The sequence below is a fragment of the Hydrogenophaga sp. SNF1 genome (assembly GCF_034421675.1).
In the GTDB taxonomy this organism is placed as follows: Bacteria; Pseudomonadota; Gammaproteobacteria; order Burkholderiales; family Burkholderiaceae_C; genus Hydrogenophaga; species Hydrogenophaga borbori.
The window spans coordinates 683694-697966 of the sequence record NZ_CP139793.1 but is presented as its reverse complement, the minus strand read 5'-3'; the positions used below and the strand labels follow the sequence as shown (position 1 = coordinate 697966).

Genomic DNA, 14273 nt, shown 5'->3' with positions numbered 1-14273 from the left:
GGACGATGACCACATTTGCTTCCTCGCTGAAGAAGGAAATCGCGCGGGTGGCGCGCAAGGAGTTGCGCGAGGAGCTGGACGCCCTGCGCAAGGCCAGCGCCAGCCACCGCAGCGAGATCGCCGCGCTCAAGCGCCAGGTGCGCGAACTGCAGGTGGCGCTGCGCCAGACCAGCCGCCGCGCCGACAAGGCCCTGCACACCTTGGCGCCCGACGCGCCGGCCGAGGCGCCCCAGCGCGGGCGCCGGGCGGTGTTCAGCGCCGAGCGCCTGAAGGCCCAGCGCGAGCGCCTGGGCCTCACGCAAAAGGAAATGGCCGCCTACCTCGGCACCTCCACGCTGTCGGTGTGGAAGTGGGAAACCGGCCAGGTGACGCCGCGCGCGCGCTTCCTGCCGGCCATCCTGGCGCTGCGCAGCCAGGGCAAGCGTGAGGTGCTCAGGCAGCTGGCCTCATCGGGCGGCGGCGCGGCCGGCTGAGCCCGCGCCGCTGGCGCGGGCCGCCACTCAGGAAGCCTCGGTGCGCAACGACACCGGGAAGAACGGGTTGAAACCGTTCGCCAGCCCCGAGAACCCGTCCACGGCCGAACCCACGCGCGCCAGGGCACCGTTGTCGGCCAGGTGGGTGTAGCAGGCCATCCATTCGCGCTGCATGTCCGCGGCCACGGCGCCCAGCTGCTGCCAGTACTGCGTGGCGCTCTCGAGATCGAAGCGCATCAGGTCGGCCTGGATCTGCATGAGTTGCGCGGGCTCGCTGGCCTCCTTGAGCTTTTCCGCCGCGCGCGAGTAGTGCTGCAGCGCCTGGTGCGCCGCTTTCTCCTGAATCTTTCGCATCGCCTCGAAGCCGCGGAACATCGCGCAGGCGCTTTCGGTCGCCAGGCTCAATTGCTGGCGCGGCAGGTCGCTCGCGGCGTTCCAGGCCGCTTCGGGCGTGGCCGCGACCGGCGCGGCGCTGGGGGAGGTGTGGCGTTTGGTGGCCATGGTCGGCTCCTGGTCGTTAAAGGGGGGCGCACACGGCTGGCCGCCGGGCGCGCGGGGCGTGCCTCAGGCGGCGACCTCGAGGTGATCGACCACGCGCGACACGCCGCGGGCGGCGTAGGCGGTGCCGACCGCGGCCTGCCGGTCGGCCAGCGACTCCACCGTGCCGCTGAGGGTGACCACGCCGCCCTCCACGTCCACCGCGATGCGCTGGGCTTCGCGCCGGGCGTGCCGCTCCAGGGCGGAGGCAATGCCGCGCGAAATCTCGCCGGCGTTGGCGCGCGCCTTGATCGATATCTCGTTCGTCACGCCGCGCACGCCCACGAGCGGGCGCACCGATTGTTCGGCGCTCGCGCGCTGGTAGGCCCAGTCGACTTCACCCGAGAGGCGGAGCCAGCCTTCCTCGACCTCGACCTTGACCTTGTCGTCGGGCACCAGCGAATGCCAGCGCAAGGCATGCGCCGCGGCCTGCGCGATGTCGCTGTCGGTGCGCGCGTGCCCCGGGGACAGGCGCACCTCCAGGTCGAGCGCGATGCCACGCGCGCCGGCCACGCGGCGCACCGCGCGCTCCACCGCGTGCTTTTGCGCGTAGCTGTCCAACGTGCCGTTGAGCGTGACGATGCCCGCGCGCACGGCCACGCCGATCTGGGTGGTGTTGATGGCGGGGTCCCAGGCGAGTTCCGCCGCCACGTCCTGCTTCAGTTGCTCGTCCGTCTTCATGAAAACAACTCCTCGTGTCGAAGGGGGCCGTCGGCCCCGGGGGCTTCGACGGGAGGCCCCAGTCTGGGCCGCGCGCGCGGCCCCTGCATTGACGCGGCGCAAGTTGCGTCTCGCGCCGCGGCCTCGCGCAGATAGACGGCCAGCTCGGCCGCCCAGCGCGCCGCGTTGGGTGCGTGGCCCAGGCAGGCCTGCACGGTGGTGGTGGTGGCGGCCAGCACCTGCGCGTGCTCGGCCCGCCGGTTCAGCTCCTGGCACAGCATCGACCAGGGCACCGGGCTCAGCAGCGTGCCCGACCACAGCTGCACGCGCTCGCGCCGCCAGGTCTGCGACACGCCGGTGAGCTTGTGTCCGTCCACCAGCACCTCGCCGGGCGAGCGCCCCGCGAAGCAGGCCCAGTGCGGCACCACCGGCCCCTCGTGGCAGATGGCGTCGATGCCGTGGCCGCGCAGCCAGTCGCGGTGCAGCGCGCCAAACCACAGCGCGGCGGCCCCGGGGCCTTGCTGCAGCCGCGGGTGCGCCGCCGGCAACAGCAGCACGGCGCGCAGCAGCCAGGGCCCCAGCAGCACCGCGCCGCCACCGCTGGCGCGCAGACGGCAGGGCGACAAGGCCTCGGCGGTGTCGCCGCGCTGCGAGCGCCCCAGCGAGAGGCCCGCGTGCGAGGACACCCCGGCCAGCGCCATCGGCATCTGCATGGCTCACCCCCGCGCGAGCCAGCCGATCGCCTGGTCGCGCGCGAAGCTCGCGCCGGCCGGCACCAGGATGCGCTCGAGCACGCCGTCCGCCGGCGCGACGATGTCCAGCGTGCTCTTGACGAGCACCGCGCGCGCCACGGCCTGGCCGGCGCTCACCCGCGCGCCCTCGGCCACCAGCCAGCGGTCCAGCAGGGCCTGGACCCCTTCGTCCACGCCGCTCCAGTGGTCGGCCGGCAGGCCCAGCTCCACACGGCCCCGGGCGATCGTGGTCATGCCGCCGCCTTCAGCTTGGCATCGACCAGCTCGCAGCAGGCCTCGACGATGCGCGTCACCGAGGGGATCACCGCCTGCTCCAGCGGCCGGCTGTAGGGAATGGGCACATCGGGCACCGCCAGCCGGCGCACCGGCGCGGCGAGCGCGATGCGGTCCATGTTCTCGGCCACCACCGCCGCGATCTCGCCCGACAGACCGAAGCTGAGGTAGTCCTCGTCCACGATCAGCAGCCGCCCGGTCTTGCCGACGGATTGCAGCACGGTCTCGGTGTCCAGCGGCACCAGCGTGCGCAGGTCGATCACCTCGGCCTCGATGCCCTGCGTGTGCAGCGTGCGCGCGGCCAGCAGGGCCTTGTGCACCATCTGGCTCAGCGTCACGATCGTCACGTGCCGGCCCTCGCGCACCACCGCCGCCTGGCCGAAAGGCAGGGTGTAGGCCTCCTCGGGCACGGCGTTGCTGGCGCCTTCGTAGAACTGCATCCACGGCAGACCCATGATGCCCTTGTGGAAGAAGACCATCACCGGGTTGTCGTCGCGGATCGCCTGGGTCATCAGGCCCTTGGCGTCGTAGGCGTTGGACGGGACCACCACCTTGAGGCCGGGCATGTGCGCGAAGGTGGCGTAGAGGCACTGCGAGTGCTGGGCCGCGTCGCCGTAGCCGCCGCCGATGGCCGTCATCAGCACCACCGGCAGCTTCACCTGCCCGCCCGACATGTAGCGGTTCTTGGCCAGGTGGTTGTAGATCTGGTCCATGCAGACGCCGAAGAAGTCCACGAACATCAGCTCGGCGATCGGCCGCAGGCCCGCGGCGGCGGCGCCGGTGGCCGCGCCGATGAAGGCGCTCTCCGAGATCGGCGTGTCGCGGACGCGCTCGGGACCGAAGCGGTCCAGCAGGCCGCCGGTGGCACTGAAGATGCCGCCGTAGCGGCCGATGTCTTCGCCCATCGCGAAGACGCGCGGGTCGCGCGCCATCTCCTGGCCGATCGCCTCGGCGATGGCCTGGGCCATGGTGAGGGTGCGCGCTGCGCCGGCGGCAGCGCTCTCAGGGGTGCTCATGGTGGGGTCCTTCCTCGCCGCTCAGGCGAATACATGGTCCATGGCCTCCGACGCGGCCGGGTACAGGCTGCCCCGCGCGAATTCGAAGGCCGCCGCGACGCGCGCCTCGGCGCGCTGGTGGATGTTGTGGTCCAGGGTGTCGTCCAGCAGCTTGCGCCGCCGCAGCGAAGCGGCCAGGGCGGGAATCGGGTCGTGCTGGCGCAGCTCGCTCACCTCGGTCTTGGGCCGGTAGACCTCGGCATCGCCCTGGAAGTGGCCGAAGTAGCGGTCGGTCTTCACCTCGATGAGGGTGGCGCCGCCGCCGCTGCGCGCGCGCTCCACCGCCTGGGCGGCGGCCTCGTACACCGCGATGGCGTCGTTCTGCCCCACCGCGATGCCCGCGATGCCATACGCACTGGCGCGCTCGGCGTTGGACGCGATGGCCGTGGCCTTGTCCTTGGCCACCGAGATCGCCCAGCGGTTGTCCTCGCACACGAAGACCACCGGCAGGCGCCACAGCCCCGCGAGGTTCAGCGCCTCGTGGAAGGTGCCCTGGTTGGCCGCGCCTTCGCCGAAGAAGGCCACGGCGATCGCCTGGCTGGCGGTGAGCTTGGCCGCGAGCGCCGCCCCACAGGCCGGCGGCAGGCTGGCGCCCACGATGCCGCTGCAGCTGAAGCGGTGCGCCGGATCGAACAGGTGCATGTGGCCGCCCTTGCCGCGCCCCAGGCCGGTGACCTTGCCGAAGATCTCGGCCGTCATGCGGTCCAGCGGCACGCCCTTGGCGATGGCGAAGTGGTGCGGGCGGTGCGTGCCGACCACGGTGTCGGCCTCGCTCAGGTGGGCGCACACGCCCACGGCCACGGGCTCCTGCCCGGCGGCCAGGTGCATCTCGCCGGGCACGGGGCCCGACGCGATGTCGAAGGCCAGGCCTTGCTGGATGTGCGGCGGCAGCTTGCCCTCCAGGTACACCTGCGCCAGGGTTTCTTCGTAGCGCCGGATCACGAGCATGGTCTCGTACATCCAGAGCAGCTTGTCGGGGGACAGTTTGGTCACGGTGGTCTCCGGCTCGTTGAATGGGTTCGGCCAATCTAGGCCTGGCGACGAAAGGGAAGTTGACGTGGCGCAAGAAGGCCGCCGCCCTGCCCCGACCGCTGCGCGCGGGCCAACTTGATCCGCCGCAAACACGGCCACCCGGGCCACGCGCACAGTGGCCTCGCCAACCGCGCCACTGGTGGCTGTCCTGGCTGTCGGGGGTGGTGAAGGGTGGCCGGCGCCCCCCGCCGGCCGCTGCGGCACGACCCGCGCTCGCCGCCCATGGACGCAGGCAGCGTTGGGCGCCCACCCCACCGGTGACCGCGGTTGGCCTCGCCGCCTTCTCGGCGAGAGCGCCCAAGGGCGCCCAGCCGATGCGGGGTCTACCCGAGTTCGGGTAGGAACTCGGCGTCCCAGGTCGAGGCCGGGCCCTCGCGGTCGCCGCGCGGGGCGCTGTCGGGCACCAGGGAGCAGGCGGTGCACAGGTCGCCATCGGGCGACAGGGTGCGGCGCGTGATCGAAATCGGCTCGCCACAGCGGGCGCAACCCTCAGGCCCGGGGTCTTCCAGGCGGGCAATGGCGCTGTCGAGGCGGTCCACTTCCTCGACGATGTCGTCGGCCTGCCCGAGCGGCAGGCTCTCGCGGCAGAGGCGGGCGACGAGGCGTTGGCGACGCTGGTGCATGAGGGCGCGCAGGTCGGCGTTGGTGTGGCGGCGCGCTGGATCGATGGCGGACATGGGATCTCCTTGAATCGAATCGTTCCCTGGCGCCCACCAGGCAAGCGAGTCTGGCAGGCCCGGCGCGGGCGAGCTTGACCGCCGTCAAGAACCGGCGGGCGGGGCGGTCGGTGGGGCCAGGGCCTGGGAGGCCACCTCGGTGCGCAGCCACTCGTCCTCACCCAGCGGTTCCTGCGCGCCGCGCAGCGCGGCCAGGGTGCCCTCGTCGGCCTCCGAGGCATCGCCGCGCCGCGCGCGCAGGCGCTCGCGCAGCACCCCGTCGGGCGCCTCGCAGTGCACGATGCGCCAGGGCACGCGCGCGCGCCGCGCCAGCGCGGCGGCGGCCTCGCGCTCGTGGCGGCGCAGGAAGGCCGCGTCCAGGATCACGGGGAAGCCGGCCTCCAGCGCGGTGTGCGCCAGCGCGAACAGCGTGTCGTAGGTGCGCCGCGTGGCCTCCTCGCCATAGATGTCCCGCCCGCTGGCGCGCGAATCGGCGCTGGCCGGCAGACCGAACAGGCGCTTGCGCTCCACGTCCGAACGCAGCCGGATGGCGCCCTGCGCCTGCAGCAGGCCTTGCGAGACGAAGCTCTTGCCCGAGCCGGGCAGGCCGTGCATCAGGGCCAGCCAGGGCGGTGCACGGCGCACCCAGCGCAAAGCGGCCTCGACATAGCGGCGGGCCGACGCCTCGTGGCCCCTGAGGCACTCCACCTGCGCCCGCACCAGCGCGCGGTACACCAGGGCGTGCCGCAAACCCGGCAGGCCGGCGTGCTCGCCGGTGGCGTCCAGCCAGGCATTGAGCAGGCGAAACGCCAGGTCGGCCCGCCCGCGCGCGCGCAGGTCCATCACGGGAAAGGCGATGTCGTCGATGACGTCGATCCAGCGCAGCGCCGGGTCGAACTCGATGCCGTCGAAGGCACTGACGTCGCCGTCGACCACGATGAGGTTGGCCAGGTGCAGGTCGCCGTGGCACTCGCGCACGTGGCCGGTGCGCAGGCGCTCGGCCCAGTGCGGCGCGAGCCGCTGCGCCTGCGCGCGCAGCCAGCCGGACAGCAGCGCCGCTTCCTCGGTCGACACCACCGGCGCCGCCCCCGCCAGCGCGGCGGCGGCCAGCGCCGCGCGGTGCGGCGCGCCGGCGAAACCGCTGTTCGCGCGCGCCACGGGGGCCTCCAGGTGAAAGCGCGACAGCAGGGCCGCACACGCGTCCACCTCGGTCTCGCCCAGGCGCCCATCGCGCAGCCGCTCGTCGAACAGCGCGCCCTCGGGAAAGCGGCGCATGCGCACGGCCCAGTCGATCGCGGGACCGGCGCCGCCCATGGCGGGTGCGTCCACGCCGCCGGTGACCGCCACCACGTCCAGGTAGAGCGAGGGCGCGAGCCGGCGGTTGATCCGCAGCTCTTCCTCGCAGCAGCGCTGGCGGGCCGCCAGCGTCGAGTAGTCGAGGAAGGGCAGGCGCAGCGGCTTCTTCAGCTTGTAGGCGCGGTCCCCCGTGAGCAGCACCCAGGAGATGTGCGTCTCGATGAGCGAGGCACCCAGGCGCGTGGCCAGGGCATGGGCCAGCGCCGCGCTGCGCGCCGACGCGTCGGGCGGGCGGGCACCGGCCTCGCTCACTGGATGGCGATCTTGCGCGCGCCTGCGGTGGCCTTCTTGGGCAGCGTCAGCGTCAGCACGCCGTCGGCGTAGCGCGCGTCCACCTTGGCCTCGTCGACGTCGTTGGCCAGGCTGAAGGTGCGCGAGATGGTGCCCTGGTAGCGTTCGCTGCGCAGCACCTTGTCGCCGTTGCCCTTGGTCTCCTTCTCGCTGCGCGCCTCGGCATCGATCTGCACCACGTTGCCATCGATGCGCACGTTGATGTCGTCCTTTTTCACGCCGGGGATGTCGGCCTTGACCTCGTAGGCCTTGTCGTTCTCCGTCACGTCCACGCGCATCTTGAGCAGGGGCGCGGGCTCCATGTCGAAGGTCGCCGGGGAGAAGAAGCGGCGCATGGCGTTGTCGAACGAGTCGCTGAACATCGGGTCCAGCAGGCGAAGATTGCTCATGGTGGTGTCCTCATCAGATAGTGGAATCGGGTGCGCACTGTGTGACGCGGTTTCACTCTAGGCCGCGCCCGCGCGGCGCTTGTTGATGTGGCGCAAGCTGCGCGCGCCCGCCCACCGCTCAGGGCACCAGCACCGCCGCGCCCTGCAGCCGCCCGTCGCGCAGCGCCTGCACCGCGGCCTGCGCCTCCTCCAGCGCAAAGGCCTGCACGTGGGTCTGCACGGGCACCTCGCGCAGCAGGTGGAAAAAGGCTTCGCCGTCGTCGCGCGTGAGGTTGGCCACCGACCGCAGTTCGCGCTCGCCCCACAGCAGGCGGTAGTCGAAGGCCGGGATGGTGCTCATGTGGATGCCCGCGCACACCACCACGCCGCCCTTGCGCACGGCCGCGAGCGCCGCCGGCACCAGGGCGCCGTCGGGCGCGAAGATCAGCGCCGCGTCCAGCCCGTCCGGCGGCGCCTCGGTGCTGGCGCCCGCCCAGTGCGCGCCCAGGCGGCGCGCGAAGGCCTGCGCCGCCGCATCGCCGGGCCGCGTGAAGGCGTGCACCTGCTGTCCCTGCGCGACCGCGATCTGGCACACGATGTGCGCCGCGGCGCCGAAGCCCCACAGGCCCAGGCGCGCCGGCCGGCGCCCGCCCGCCAGCCGCCAGGCGCGCATGCCGATCAGCCCCGCGCACAGCAGCGGCGCGGCGTGCAGGTCGTCGACGCCCTCGGGCAGGGCAAAGCAGAAACGCTCGTCGGCCACGCAGTACTCGGCGTAGCCGCCGTCGCGGTCGTAGCCGGTGAACAGCGGCGCATCGCACAGGTTCTCGCGCGCCATGGCGCAAAAGGGGCAGGCCCCGCAGCTTCGGCCCAGCCAGCCGACGCCCACGCGCTGTCCCGGCACGAAGCGCCGCGCCTGCGGCCCCAGGCCCACCACCTCGCCCACCACCTCGTGGCCCGGCACGGCCGACGGTTCGCGCCGCGGCAGTTCGCCGTCGATGATGTGCAGGTCGGTGCGGCACACCCCGCAGGCGCGCACGCGCAGGAGCACCTCGCGCGGGCCGGGCACGGGCACGGGCCGGCGCACCGGCACCAGTTGCCGGGTGGCGGCGTCGATGGCCATGGCCCGCATGCTCGAAACGCTCAATGGACTCCCTCCGCGCGGGGTGTGGCGCGCGCCCCGGCGGCGGCGCTTCCCGTCCGGCCCATGCTAGACGCCCCCGGGCGCGGCGCAAGCCCGATCCGCGCCGCCCTTGACATAGCGCAAGCGCGCGCGGCGGCCGGGGCCGATCATGGCGGCATGCGAACCGACGACCCGCCGCCGACGACGACCGGCCCGCCGCCCATGGACCTGCCGCTCAAGCTGTGGCTCGCCCGGCTGTCCAACGGCCTGTCGCCGGTCGCGCTGGCGCAGGCCCAGGCCGACTGGTGGCTGCACCTCCTGGTGTCGCCCACCCGGCAGGCGCAGCTGTCGGCCAGCGCGCTGCACAAGGCGCAAGCCTGGGCGCACTACCTCTGGCGCGCCGCCCAGGGCCCGTGCGAGAACTGCGTGACGCCCGCGCCCCAGGACAAGCGCTTCAGCCGGCCCGAGTGGCGGCACTTTCCCTTCAACGCGCTGGCCCAGGGCTTCCTGCTGCAGGAGCGCTGGTGGGACGAGGCCACGCACGGCGTGCGCGGCGTCTCGCGCCACCACGAGGAGGTGACGGCCTTCGTGGCGCGCCAGTGGCTGGACATGCTGTCGCCGTCCAACTCGCCGCTGACCAATCCGCAGGTGCTGCAGGAAACACTGCGCACCGGCGGCGCCAACCTCGCCAGCGGCGCGGCGAACTGGGCGCGCGACGCCATGGCCGTGGCCTCGGGCGGGGAGGCGCGCGGGCTGCAGGCCTTCGAACCTGGTCGGGCGCTCGCGCTCACGCCGGGCCAGGTGGTGATGCGCAACCACCTGATCGAGCTGATCCAGTACACCCCCGCCACGCCCACGGTGTGGCGCGAACCGGTGCTGGTGGTGCCCTCGTGGATCATGAAGTTCTACATCCTCGACCTGACGCCGGACGACTCGCTGGTGCGCTACCTGGTCTCTCAGGGCCACACCGTGTTCATGGTGTCCTGGCGCAACCCGGGCAGCGCCGACGCCGGCCTCGGCATGGACGACTACCTGGACCTCGGCGTGCTGCAGGCATTGGCGGCGGTGCAGGAGCGCTGCCCCGGCGCAGGCGTGCACGCCATGGGCTACTGCCTGGGCGGCACCCTGCTGTCCATGGCGGCGGCCCTGCTCGGCGCGCGCGGCGACCCGGGCCTGCGCAGCCTGACGCTGCTGGCCGCGCAGGTGGACTTCCAGGAACCCGGCGAGCTGGGGCTGTTCATCGACGAAAGCCAGATCGCCTTCCTGGAGGACATCATGGCCGAGCGCGGCTACCTCGACGGCCAGCGCATGGCCGGGGCCTTCCAGCTCATCAACTCCAAGGACCTGGTGTGGTCCAAGCTGGTCCACGAGTACCTGATGGGCGCGCACACGCCCGTGACGCCGCTGCGCGCCTGGAACGCGGACGCCACGCGCCTGCCCGCGCGCATGCACAGCGAGTACCTGCGCCGCCTGTACCTGCACAACGACCTGGCCGAAGGCCGCTACCGCGTGCGCGGCGAGCCGGTCGACCTGGACCGCATCCGCGTTCCGCTCTACCTGCTGGCCACCGAGCGCGACCACGTCTCGCCCTGGACATCGGTCTACAAGCTGATGCGCCTGACGCACTCGAACGCCCACTTCGTGCTGAGTTCGGGCGGCCACAACGTGGGCATCGTGAGCCCGCCCGAGGGGCCGCTGGCCAGCCCCGAGGCCTCCTACCGCGTGGGCGAGTGGGCGCCGCGCGCGGCGCCGGCCGACCCGCAGGACTGGCTCGCGCAGGCGAAAGCCTCGCCGGGTTCGTGGTGGCCGCACTGGCAGCGATGGCTGGCCGCGCACTCCTCGCGCCGGGTGAAGGCCCGGACCGTGTCGGGCTTGCGCGTGCGCGGCCATGCCGTGCCCGCGCCGGGCACCTACGTGTTCGACCCCGCGGCGGAGGTGAGCGAATGAGCGCCGCTGGGCCGTTCCCCAGGCGCTCAGCCCCCCAGTGCGCCGCACGGAGGGTCGTCCCATGAGCGTTCGCCACCTCGAGCACCTGTTCCAGCCGCGCAGCGTGGCGGTGATCGGCGTCTCGCGCCGGGCCGACGGCGTGGGCGCGCTGGTCTGGCGCAACCTGCGCGAAGGCGGCTTCGCCGGGCCGCTGTGGGCGGTGAACCGCCAGCCCTTCGAACTGGACGGCGCACCGGTGTTCACCGGCGTGGACGCGCTGCCGCAGGCGCCCGAGCTCGCGGTGATCTGCACGCCGGCGGCCAGCGTGCCCGAACTGGTGGACCAGTTGGGCCGCCGCGGCACGCGCGCGGCCATCGTGCTCACCGCCGGCCTGCGCGAAGGCCGCACCAGCGACGGCCGCAGCCTGGAACAGGCCATGCTCGACGCCGCCCGGCCCCATCTGCTGCGCGTGCTCGGGCCCAACTGCATCGGCGCCCTGGTGCCGGGGCAGGCGCTCAACGCCAGCTTCGCGCCGGGCCAGGCGCGCCAGGGCGAACTGGCCTTCGTCACGCAGTCGGGCGCGCTGGCCACGGCCATGCTCGACTGGGCCAACGCGCGCGGCGTTGGCTTCTCGCATTTCGTCTCGCTCGGCGACAGCGCCGACGTGGACTTCGGCGACCTGCTCGACTACCTCGGCAGCGACCCCCGCACGCGCGCCATCCTGCTCTACATCGAGTCGGTCAAGCAGGCGCGCAAGTTCATGTCGGCCGCGCGCGCGGCCGCGCGCAACAAGCCCGTGGTGCTGGTGAAGTCGGGCCGGCGCCCCGACGGCGCGCGCGCCGCCGCCTCCCACACCGGTGCGCTCGCGGGCTCCGACCCGGTGTTCGACGCCGCCGTGCGGCGCGCCGGCATGCTGCGCGTGGACACGCTGGAGGCCCTATTCGACGCCGCACAGACACTGGCGCGCGTGCACCGCTGGCGCGGCCCGCGCCTGGCCGTGCTCACCAACGGCGGTGGCGCCGGCGTGCTCGCCGCCGACACCCTGGGCAGCGGCGAACTCGCCACGCTCGCGCCCGACACGCTGGCGGCGCTGAATGCCTGCCTGCCGGCCAACTGGTCGCGCGGCAACCCGGTGGACATCATTGGCGACGCCCCGCCGCAGCGCTACCTGGACGCGCTGCGGGTGCTGCTCGCCGCGCCCGAGGTGGACGGCCTGCTGTTCATGCACGCGCCCACCGCCATCGCCTCGCCGACCGACATCGCCCAGGCCTGCCTGCCCTTGCTGCGCGGTGCCGACCGGCCGGTGCTGGCCTGCTGGCTCGGCGGCCAGCGCGTGGCCGGCGCGCGCGAGCTGTTCGACGCGCAGGGCGTGGCCTGCTACGACACGCCCGAGAACGCCACCGCGGCCTGGCTGCAGCTGCGCGACCACCAGGCCGCGCAGGCCGCGCTGCTGCAGTTACCCGAGTCGCGACCCGAGCTGCACTACCCCGACCGCGACGGCGCGCGCGCCCTGGTGCAAGCCGCCCTGGCGGGCGGGCGCGACTGGCTCGACGAACTCGACGCCAAGCGCCTGCTGGGCGCCTACGGCATTCCCTGCGTGGCCACCGAGCGCGTGCCCGACCTGGACGCCGCGCTCGCCGCGGCCGCGCGCATCGGCTACCCGGTCGCGCTCAAGATCGTCTCGCCCGAGGTGCTGCACAAATCCGACGTGGGCGGCGTGGTGCTGGACGTGGCCGACGCCTCGCAGCTGCGCGCCCAGGCGCAGGCCATGCGCGAGCGCGTGGCGCTGGCGCGCCCGGACGCCCACCTCACCGGCTTCACCGTGCAGGCCATGGCGCACCGCCCGCTGGCGGTCGAGACCATCGTCGGCATCGCCAGCGACCCGGTGTTCGGGCCGGTGCTGCTGTTCGGCGAAGGCGGCACGGCGGTGGAGGTGCGGGCGGACCGCGCGATCGCGCTGCCGCCGCTCAACGCCGTGCTGGCGCGCGATCTCATTGGCCGCGCGCGCGTCGCCCGCCTGCTGCGCGGCTACCGCTCGCGACCCCCGGCGAACATCGACGCGGTCGTCGACGTGCTGCTGCGCCTGAGCCAGCTGGCCAGCGACCTCGCGCCGGTGGCCGAGCTCGACATCAACCCCCTGCTGGTCGACGCCGAGGGCGCGCTGGCGCTGGACGCGCGCGTGCGCGTGCGCCCCGCCGCGACCACGCGCGACGGCGCGCACCTGGCGCTGCGCCCCTACCCCTCGGGCCTGGAGCGCATCACCGTCATCGACGGCGAAGCGCTCCAGCTGCGGCCGATCCGGCCGGAGGACGGCGAACGGCTCGCGCGCTTCTACGCCGCCTGCTCGCCCGAGGAGCTGCGCCTGCGCTTCTTCTTCACGCGCCGCGAGGTACCGCCCAGCGAGCTGGCGCGCTACTGCCAGATCGACTACGAGCGCGAGATGTGCTTCATCGCCCTGTCCGGCGACACCCTGTGCGGCGAGGCGCGCGCCGCCTGCGACCCCGACAACGACACCGCCGAGTTCGCGGTGCAGGTGGCGCGGCCCTGGCAGCGCCGCGGCCTGGGCCTCGCGCTGCTGGGGATGCTGATCGACCACCTGCGCGCGCGCGGCACGCGCCAGTTGGTGGGCTGGTGCCTCGAAGGCAACCACGGCATGGTGAACCTGGCGCGCGCGATCGGCTTCGGCATGCGCGGCAGCGCCGACGGCACGCTGGAGCTGCGGCTGGCGCTCGGCCCGCCGCCCACCGGCCCCGCCGACCAGGCCACGCCTTGAACCACTGGGACGTGTTCAATGGCGACGCCGACGGCCTGTGCGCGCTGCAGCAGCTGCGCCTGGCGCGGCCGCGCGAATCGCAGTTGGTGACCGGCCTCAAGCGCGAGATCGCGCTGCTCGAGCGCGTGGACGCCGGCCCGGGCGACACGGTCACGGTGCTCGACATCTCCCTCGCGCGCAACCGCGCGCCCCTGCTGGACTTGCTGGCGCGCGGCGTGCGCATCGAGTACTTCGACCACCACCACGCCGGCGACGACCCCCTGCCGCGCCACCCCGCCCTGACCCTCGTGATCGAGACCGCACCCACGCGCTGCACCAGCCTCATCGTGCACCGCCACCTGGGGGGGCCGCACGCGGCCTGGGCCGTCACCGGCGCCTTCGGCGACGGCATGGGCGCGAGCGCGCGCGCGCTCGGTCACGCGGCGGGGCTGGACGACCCGCACCTGGCCACGCTGCGCACGCTCGGCGAAGCCATCAACCACAACGCCTATGGCGAGTCCGAGGCCGACGTGCTGATCGCGCCGGCCGCGCTGCACAGCCTCATGCGGGCGCACGCCACCCCGCTGGACTTTCTGCGGTGCGAGCCCGTGGCCGCCGCGCTGATCGAACGCCGCCGCCAGGACCTTGAGCGCGCCGACGCGCTGGCGCCGCGCTGGCGCTTGGCCGCCGGTTCGGTGTATGAGCTGCCCGACGAGGCCTGGGCGCGGCGCGTGCAGGGCAGCCTGGCCTACCGCTGCATCGAGCGCGAACCCGGGCGGGCTTGCGCGGTGCTGCGCGCGGCCGGGGACGACGCCTTCATGGTGAACGTGCGGGCGCCCCGGCAGCGGCCGCACGCGGACCGCCTGTGTCGCGGCTTCGGTGGCGGGGGCCGCGCGGGGGCGGCCGGCATCGACCGCTTGCCGCGCGCGCGCCTGGCGGCTTTTCTCGCCGCGTTCGAACAGGCCTTCGGCACCGGCGGGCCCGTTGCGGCCTCACCCCTTTAGGGCGCGCAAACCCCACCC

14 protein-coding genes are annotated in these 14273 nt (G+C 73.7%); 4 read left to right on the top strand and 10 right to left on the bottom strand.

The genetic code is table 11. The annotated features are described in order from the left end of the window. Positions 1-5 precede the first annotated feature (5 nt). On the top strand, positions 6-473 hold the full coding sequence (locus tag SOM08_RS03355; RefSeq protein WP_322470051.1) for a helix-turn-helix domain-containing protein: 468 nt from the start codon (positions 6-8) through the stop codon (positions 471-473). Positions 474-500: 27 nt separating this feature from the next. Here the strand turns inward: SOM08_RS03355 and SOM08_RS03350 are convergent, their stop codons facing one another. The 10 genes from SOM08_RS03350 to SOM08_RS03305 form a co-directional block, all read right to left on the bottom strand. Continuing rightward, positions 501-974, bottom strand: coding sequence for a phasin family protein (locus SOM08_RS03350; protein ID WP_322470050.1), 474 nt, complete (start codon positions 972-974; stop codon positions 501-503). 63 nt (positions 975-1037) lie between these two features. Next, complete coding sequence (locus SOM08_RS03345) at positions 1038-1691, bottom strand: BON domain-containing protein (RefSeq protein WP_116958764.1); 654 nt, start codon at positions 1689-1691, stop codon at positions 1038-1040. Beyond that, positions 1688-2383 carry a hypothetical protein gene (locus tag SOM08_RS03340; protein WP_116958763.1) on the bottom strand — a complete coding sequence of 232 codons (696 nt, stop codon included), beginning with the start codon at positions 2381-2383 and terminating at the stop codon, positions 1688-1690. Before SOM08_RS03340 ends, SOM08_RS03345 begins: the two co-directional genes overlap by 4 nt. Positions 2384-2386: 3 nt before the next feature. Continuing rightward, positions 2387-2656, bottom strand: a complete 270-nt coding sequence (locus SOM08_RS03335) for a lipoyl domain-containing protein (protein ID WP_116958762.1) — start codon at positions 2654-2656, stop codon at positions 2387-2389. Further along, positions 2653-3711, bottom strand: coding sequence for an alpha-ketoacid dehydrogenase subunit beta (locus SOM08_RS03330; protein WP_116958761.1), 1059 nt, complete (start codon positions 3709-3711; stop codon positions 2653-2655). Before SOM08_RS03330 ends, SOM08_RS03335 begins: the two co-directional genes overlap by 4 nt. 21 nt (positions 3712-3732) lie before the next feature. Then, on the bottom strand, positions 3733-4743 hold the full coding sequence (locus SOM08_RS03325) for a thiamine pyrophosphate-dependent dehydrogenase E1 component subunit alpha (RefSeq protein ID WP_245980925.1): 1011 nt from the start codon (positions 4741-4743) through the stop codon (positions 3733-3735). Between the two features lie 362 nt (positions 4744-5105). After that, on the bottom strand, positions 5106-5459 hold the full coding sequence (locus SOM08_RS03320) for a hypothetical protein (protein ID WP_322470049.1): 354 nt from the start codon (positions 5457-5459) through the stop codon (positions 5106-5108). A gap of 84 nt (positions 5460-5543) precedes the next feature. Further along, positions 5544-7046 (bottom strand): AAA family ATPase, encoded by a 1503-nt coding sequence (locus tag SOM08_RS03315; RefSeq protein WP_322470048.1) that lies wholly within the window; start codon positions 7044-7046, stop codon positions 5544-5546. Then, positions 7043-7474, bottom strand: a complete 432-nt coding sequence (locus tag SOM08_RS03310; RefSeq protein ID WP_116958758.1) for an Hsp20/alpha crystallin family protein — start codon at positions 7472-7474, stop codon at positions 7043-7045. The genes SOM08_RS03315 and SOM08_RS03310 overlap by 4 nt, the downstream gene beginning before the upstream one ends. Before the next feature lie 118 nt (positions 7475-7592). Further along, positions 7593-8582, bottom strand: coding sequence for a zinc-dependent alcohol dehydrogenase family protein (locus SOM08_RS03305; protein ID WP_116958757.1), 990 nt, complete (start codon positions 8580-8582; stop codon positions 7593-7595). A 168-nt stretch (positions 8583-8750) separates the two neighbouring features. On the opposite strand from SOM08_RS03305, the gene SOM08_RS03300 reads away from it, so the two are divergent. From SOM08_RS03300 to SOM08_RS03290, 3 genes are all read left to right on the top strand, one after another. Continuing rightward, positions 8751-10520: a PHA/PHB synthase family protein gene (locus SOM08_RS03300; RefSeq protein WP_116958756.1), complete on the top strand. Its 1770-nt coding sequence runs from the start codon at positions 8751-8753 to the stop codon at positions 10518-10520. Positions 10521-10581: 61 nt separating this feature from the next. Next, complete coding sequence (locus SOM08_RS03295) at positions 10582-13272, top strand: acetate--CoA ligase family protein (protein WP_322470047.1); 2691 nt, start codon at positions 10582-10584, stop codon at positions 13270-13272. Then, a complete protein-coding gene (locus SOM08_RS03290; RefSeq protein ID WP_322470046.1) occupies positions 13269-14255 on the top strand; it encodes an acetyltransferase in 987 nt (328 codons plus the stop codon). The genes SOM08_RS03295 and SOM08_RS03290 overlap by 4 nt, the downstream gene beginning before the upstream one ends. Positions 14256-14273: the final 18 nt, after the last annotated feature.

Bases quoted from the DNA above. Each gene is read 5' to 3' on its own strand.
- SOM08_RS03355 (WP_322470051.1), top strand. From the start codon at position 6: ATGACCACATTTGCTTCCTCGCTGAAGAAGGAAATCGCGCGGGTGGCG.
- SOM08_RS03350 (WP_322470050.1), bottom strand. From the start codon at position 974: ATGGCCACCAAACGCCACACCTCCCCCAGCGCCGCGCCGGTCGCGGCC.
- SOM08_RS03345 (WP_116958764.1), bottom strand. From the start codon at position 1,691: ATGAAGACGGACGAGCAACTGAAGCAGGACGTGGCGGCGGAACTCGCC.
- SOM08_RS03340 (WP_116958763.1), bottom strand. From the start codon at position 2,383: ATGCAGATGCCGATGGCGCTGGCCGGGGTGTCCTCGCACGCGGGCCTC.
- SOM08_RS03335 (WP_116958762.1), bottom strand. From the start codon at position 2,656: ATGACCACGATCGCCCGGGGCCGTGTGGAGCTGGGCCTGCCGGCCGAC.
- SOM08_RS03330 (WP_116958761.1), bottom strand. From the start codon at position 3,711: ATGAGCACCCCTGAGAGCGCTGCCGCCGGCGCAGCGCGCACCCTCACC.
- SOM08_RS03320 (WP_322470049.1), bottom strand. From the start codon at position 5,459: ATGTCCGCCATCGATCCAGCGCGCCGCCACACCAACGCCGACCTGCGC.
- SOM08_RS03310 (WP_116958758.1), bottom strand. From the start codon at position 7,474: ATGAGCAATCTTCGCCTGCTGGACCCGATGTTCAGCGACTCGTTCGAC.
- SOM08_RS03305 (WP_116958757.1), bottom strand. From the start codon at position 8,582: ATGCGGGCCATGGCCATCGACGCCGCCACCCGGCAACTGGTGCCGGTG.
- SOM08_RS03300 (WP_116958756.1), top strand. From the start codon at position 8,751: ATGCGAACCGACGACCCGCCGCCGACGACGACCGGCCCGCCGCCCATG.
- SOM08_RS03295 (WP_322470047.1), top strand. From the start codon at position 10,582: ATGAGCGTTCGCCACCTCGAGCACCTGTTCCAGCCGCGCAGCGTGGCG.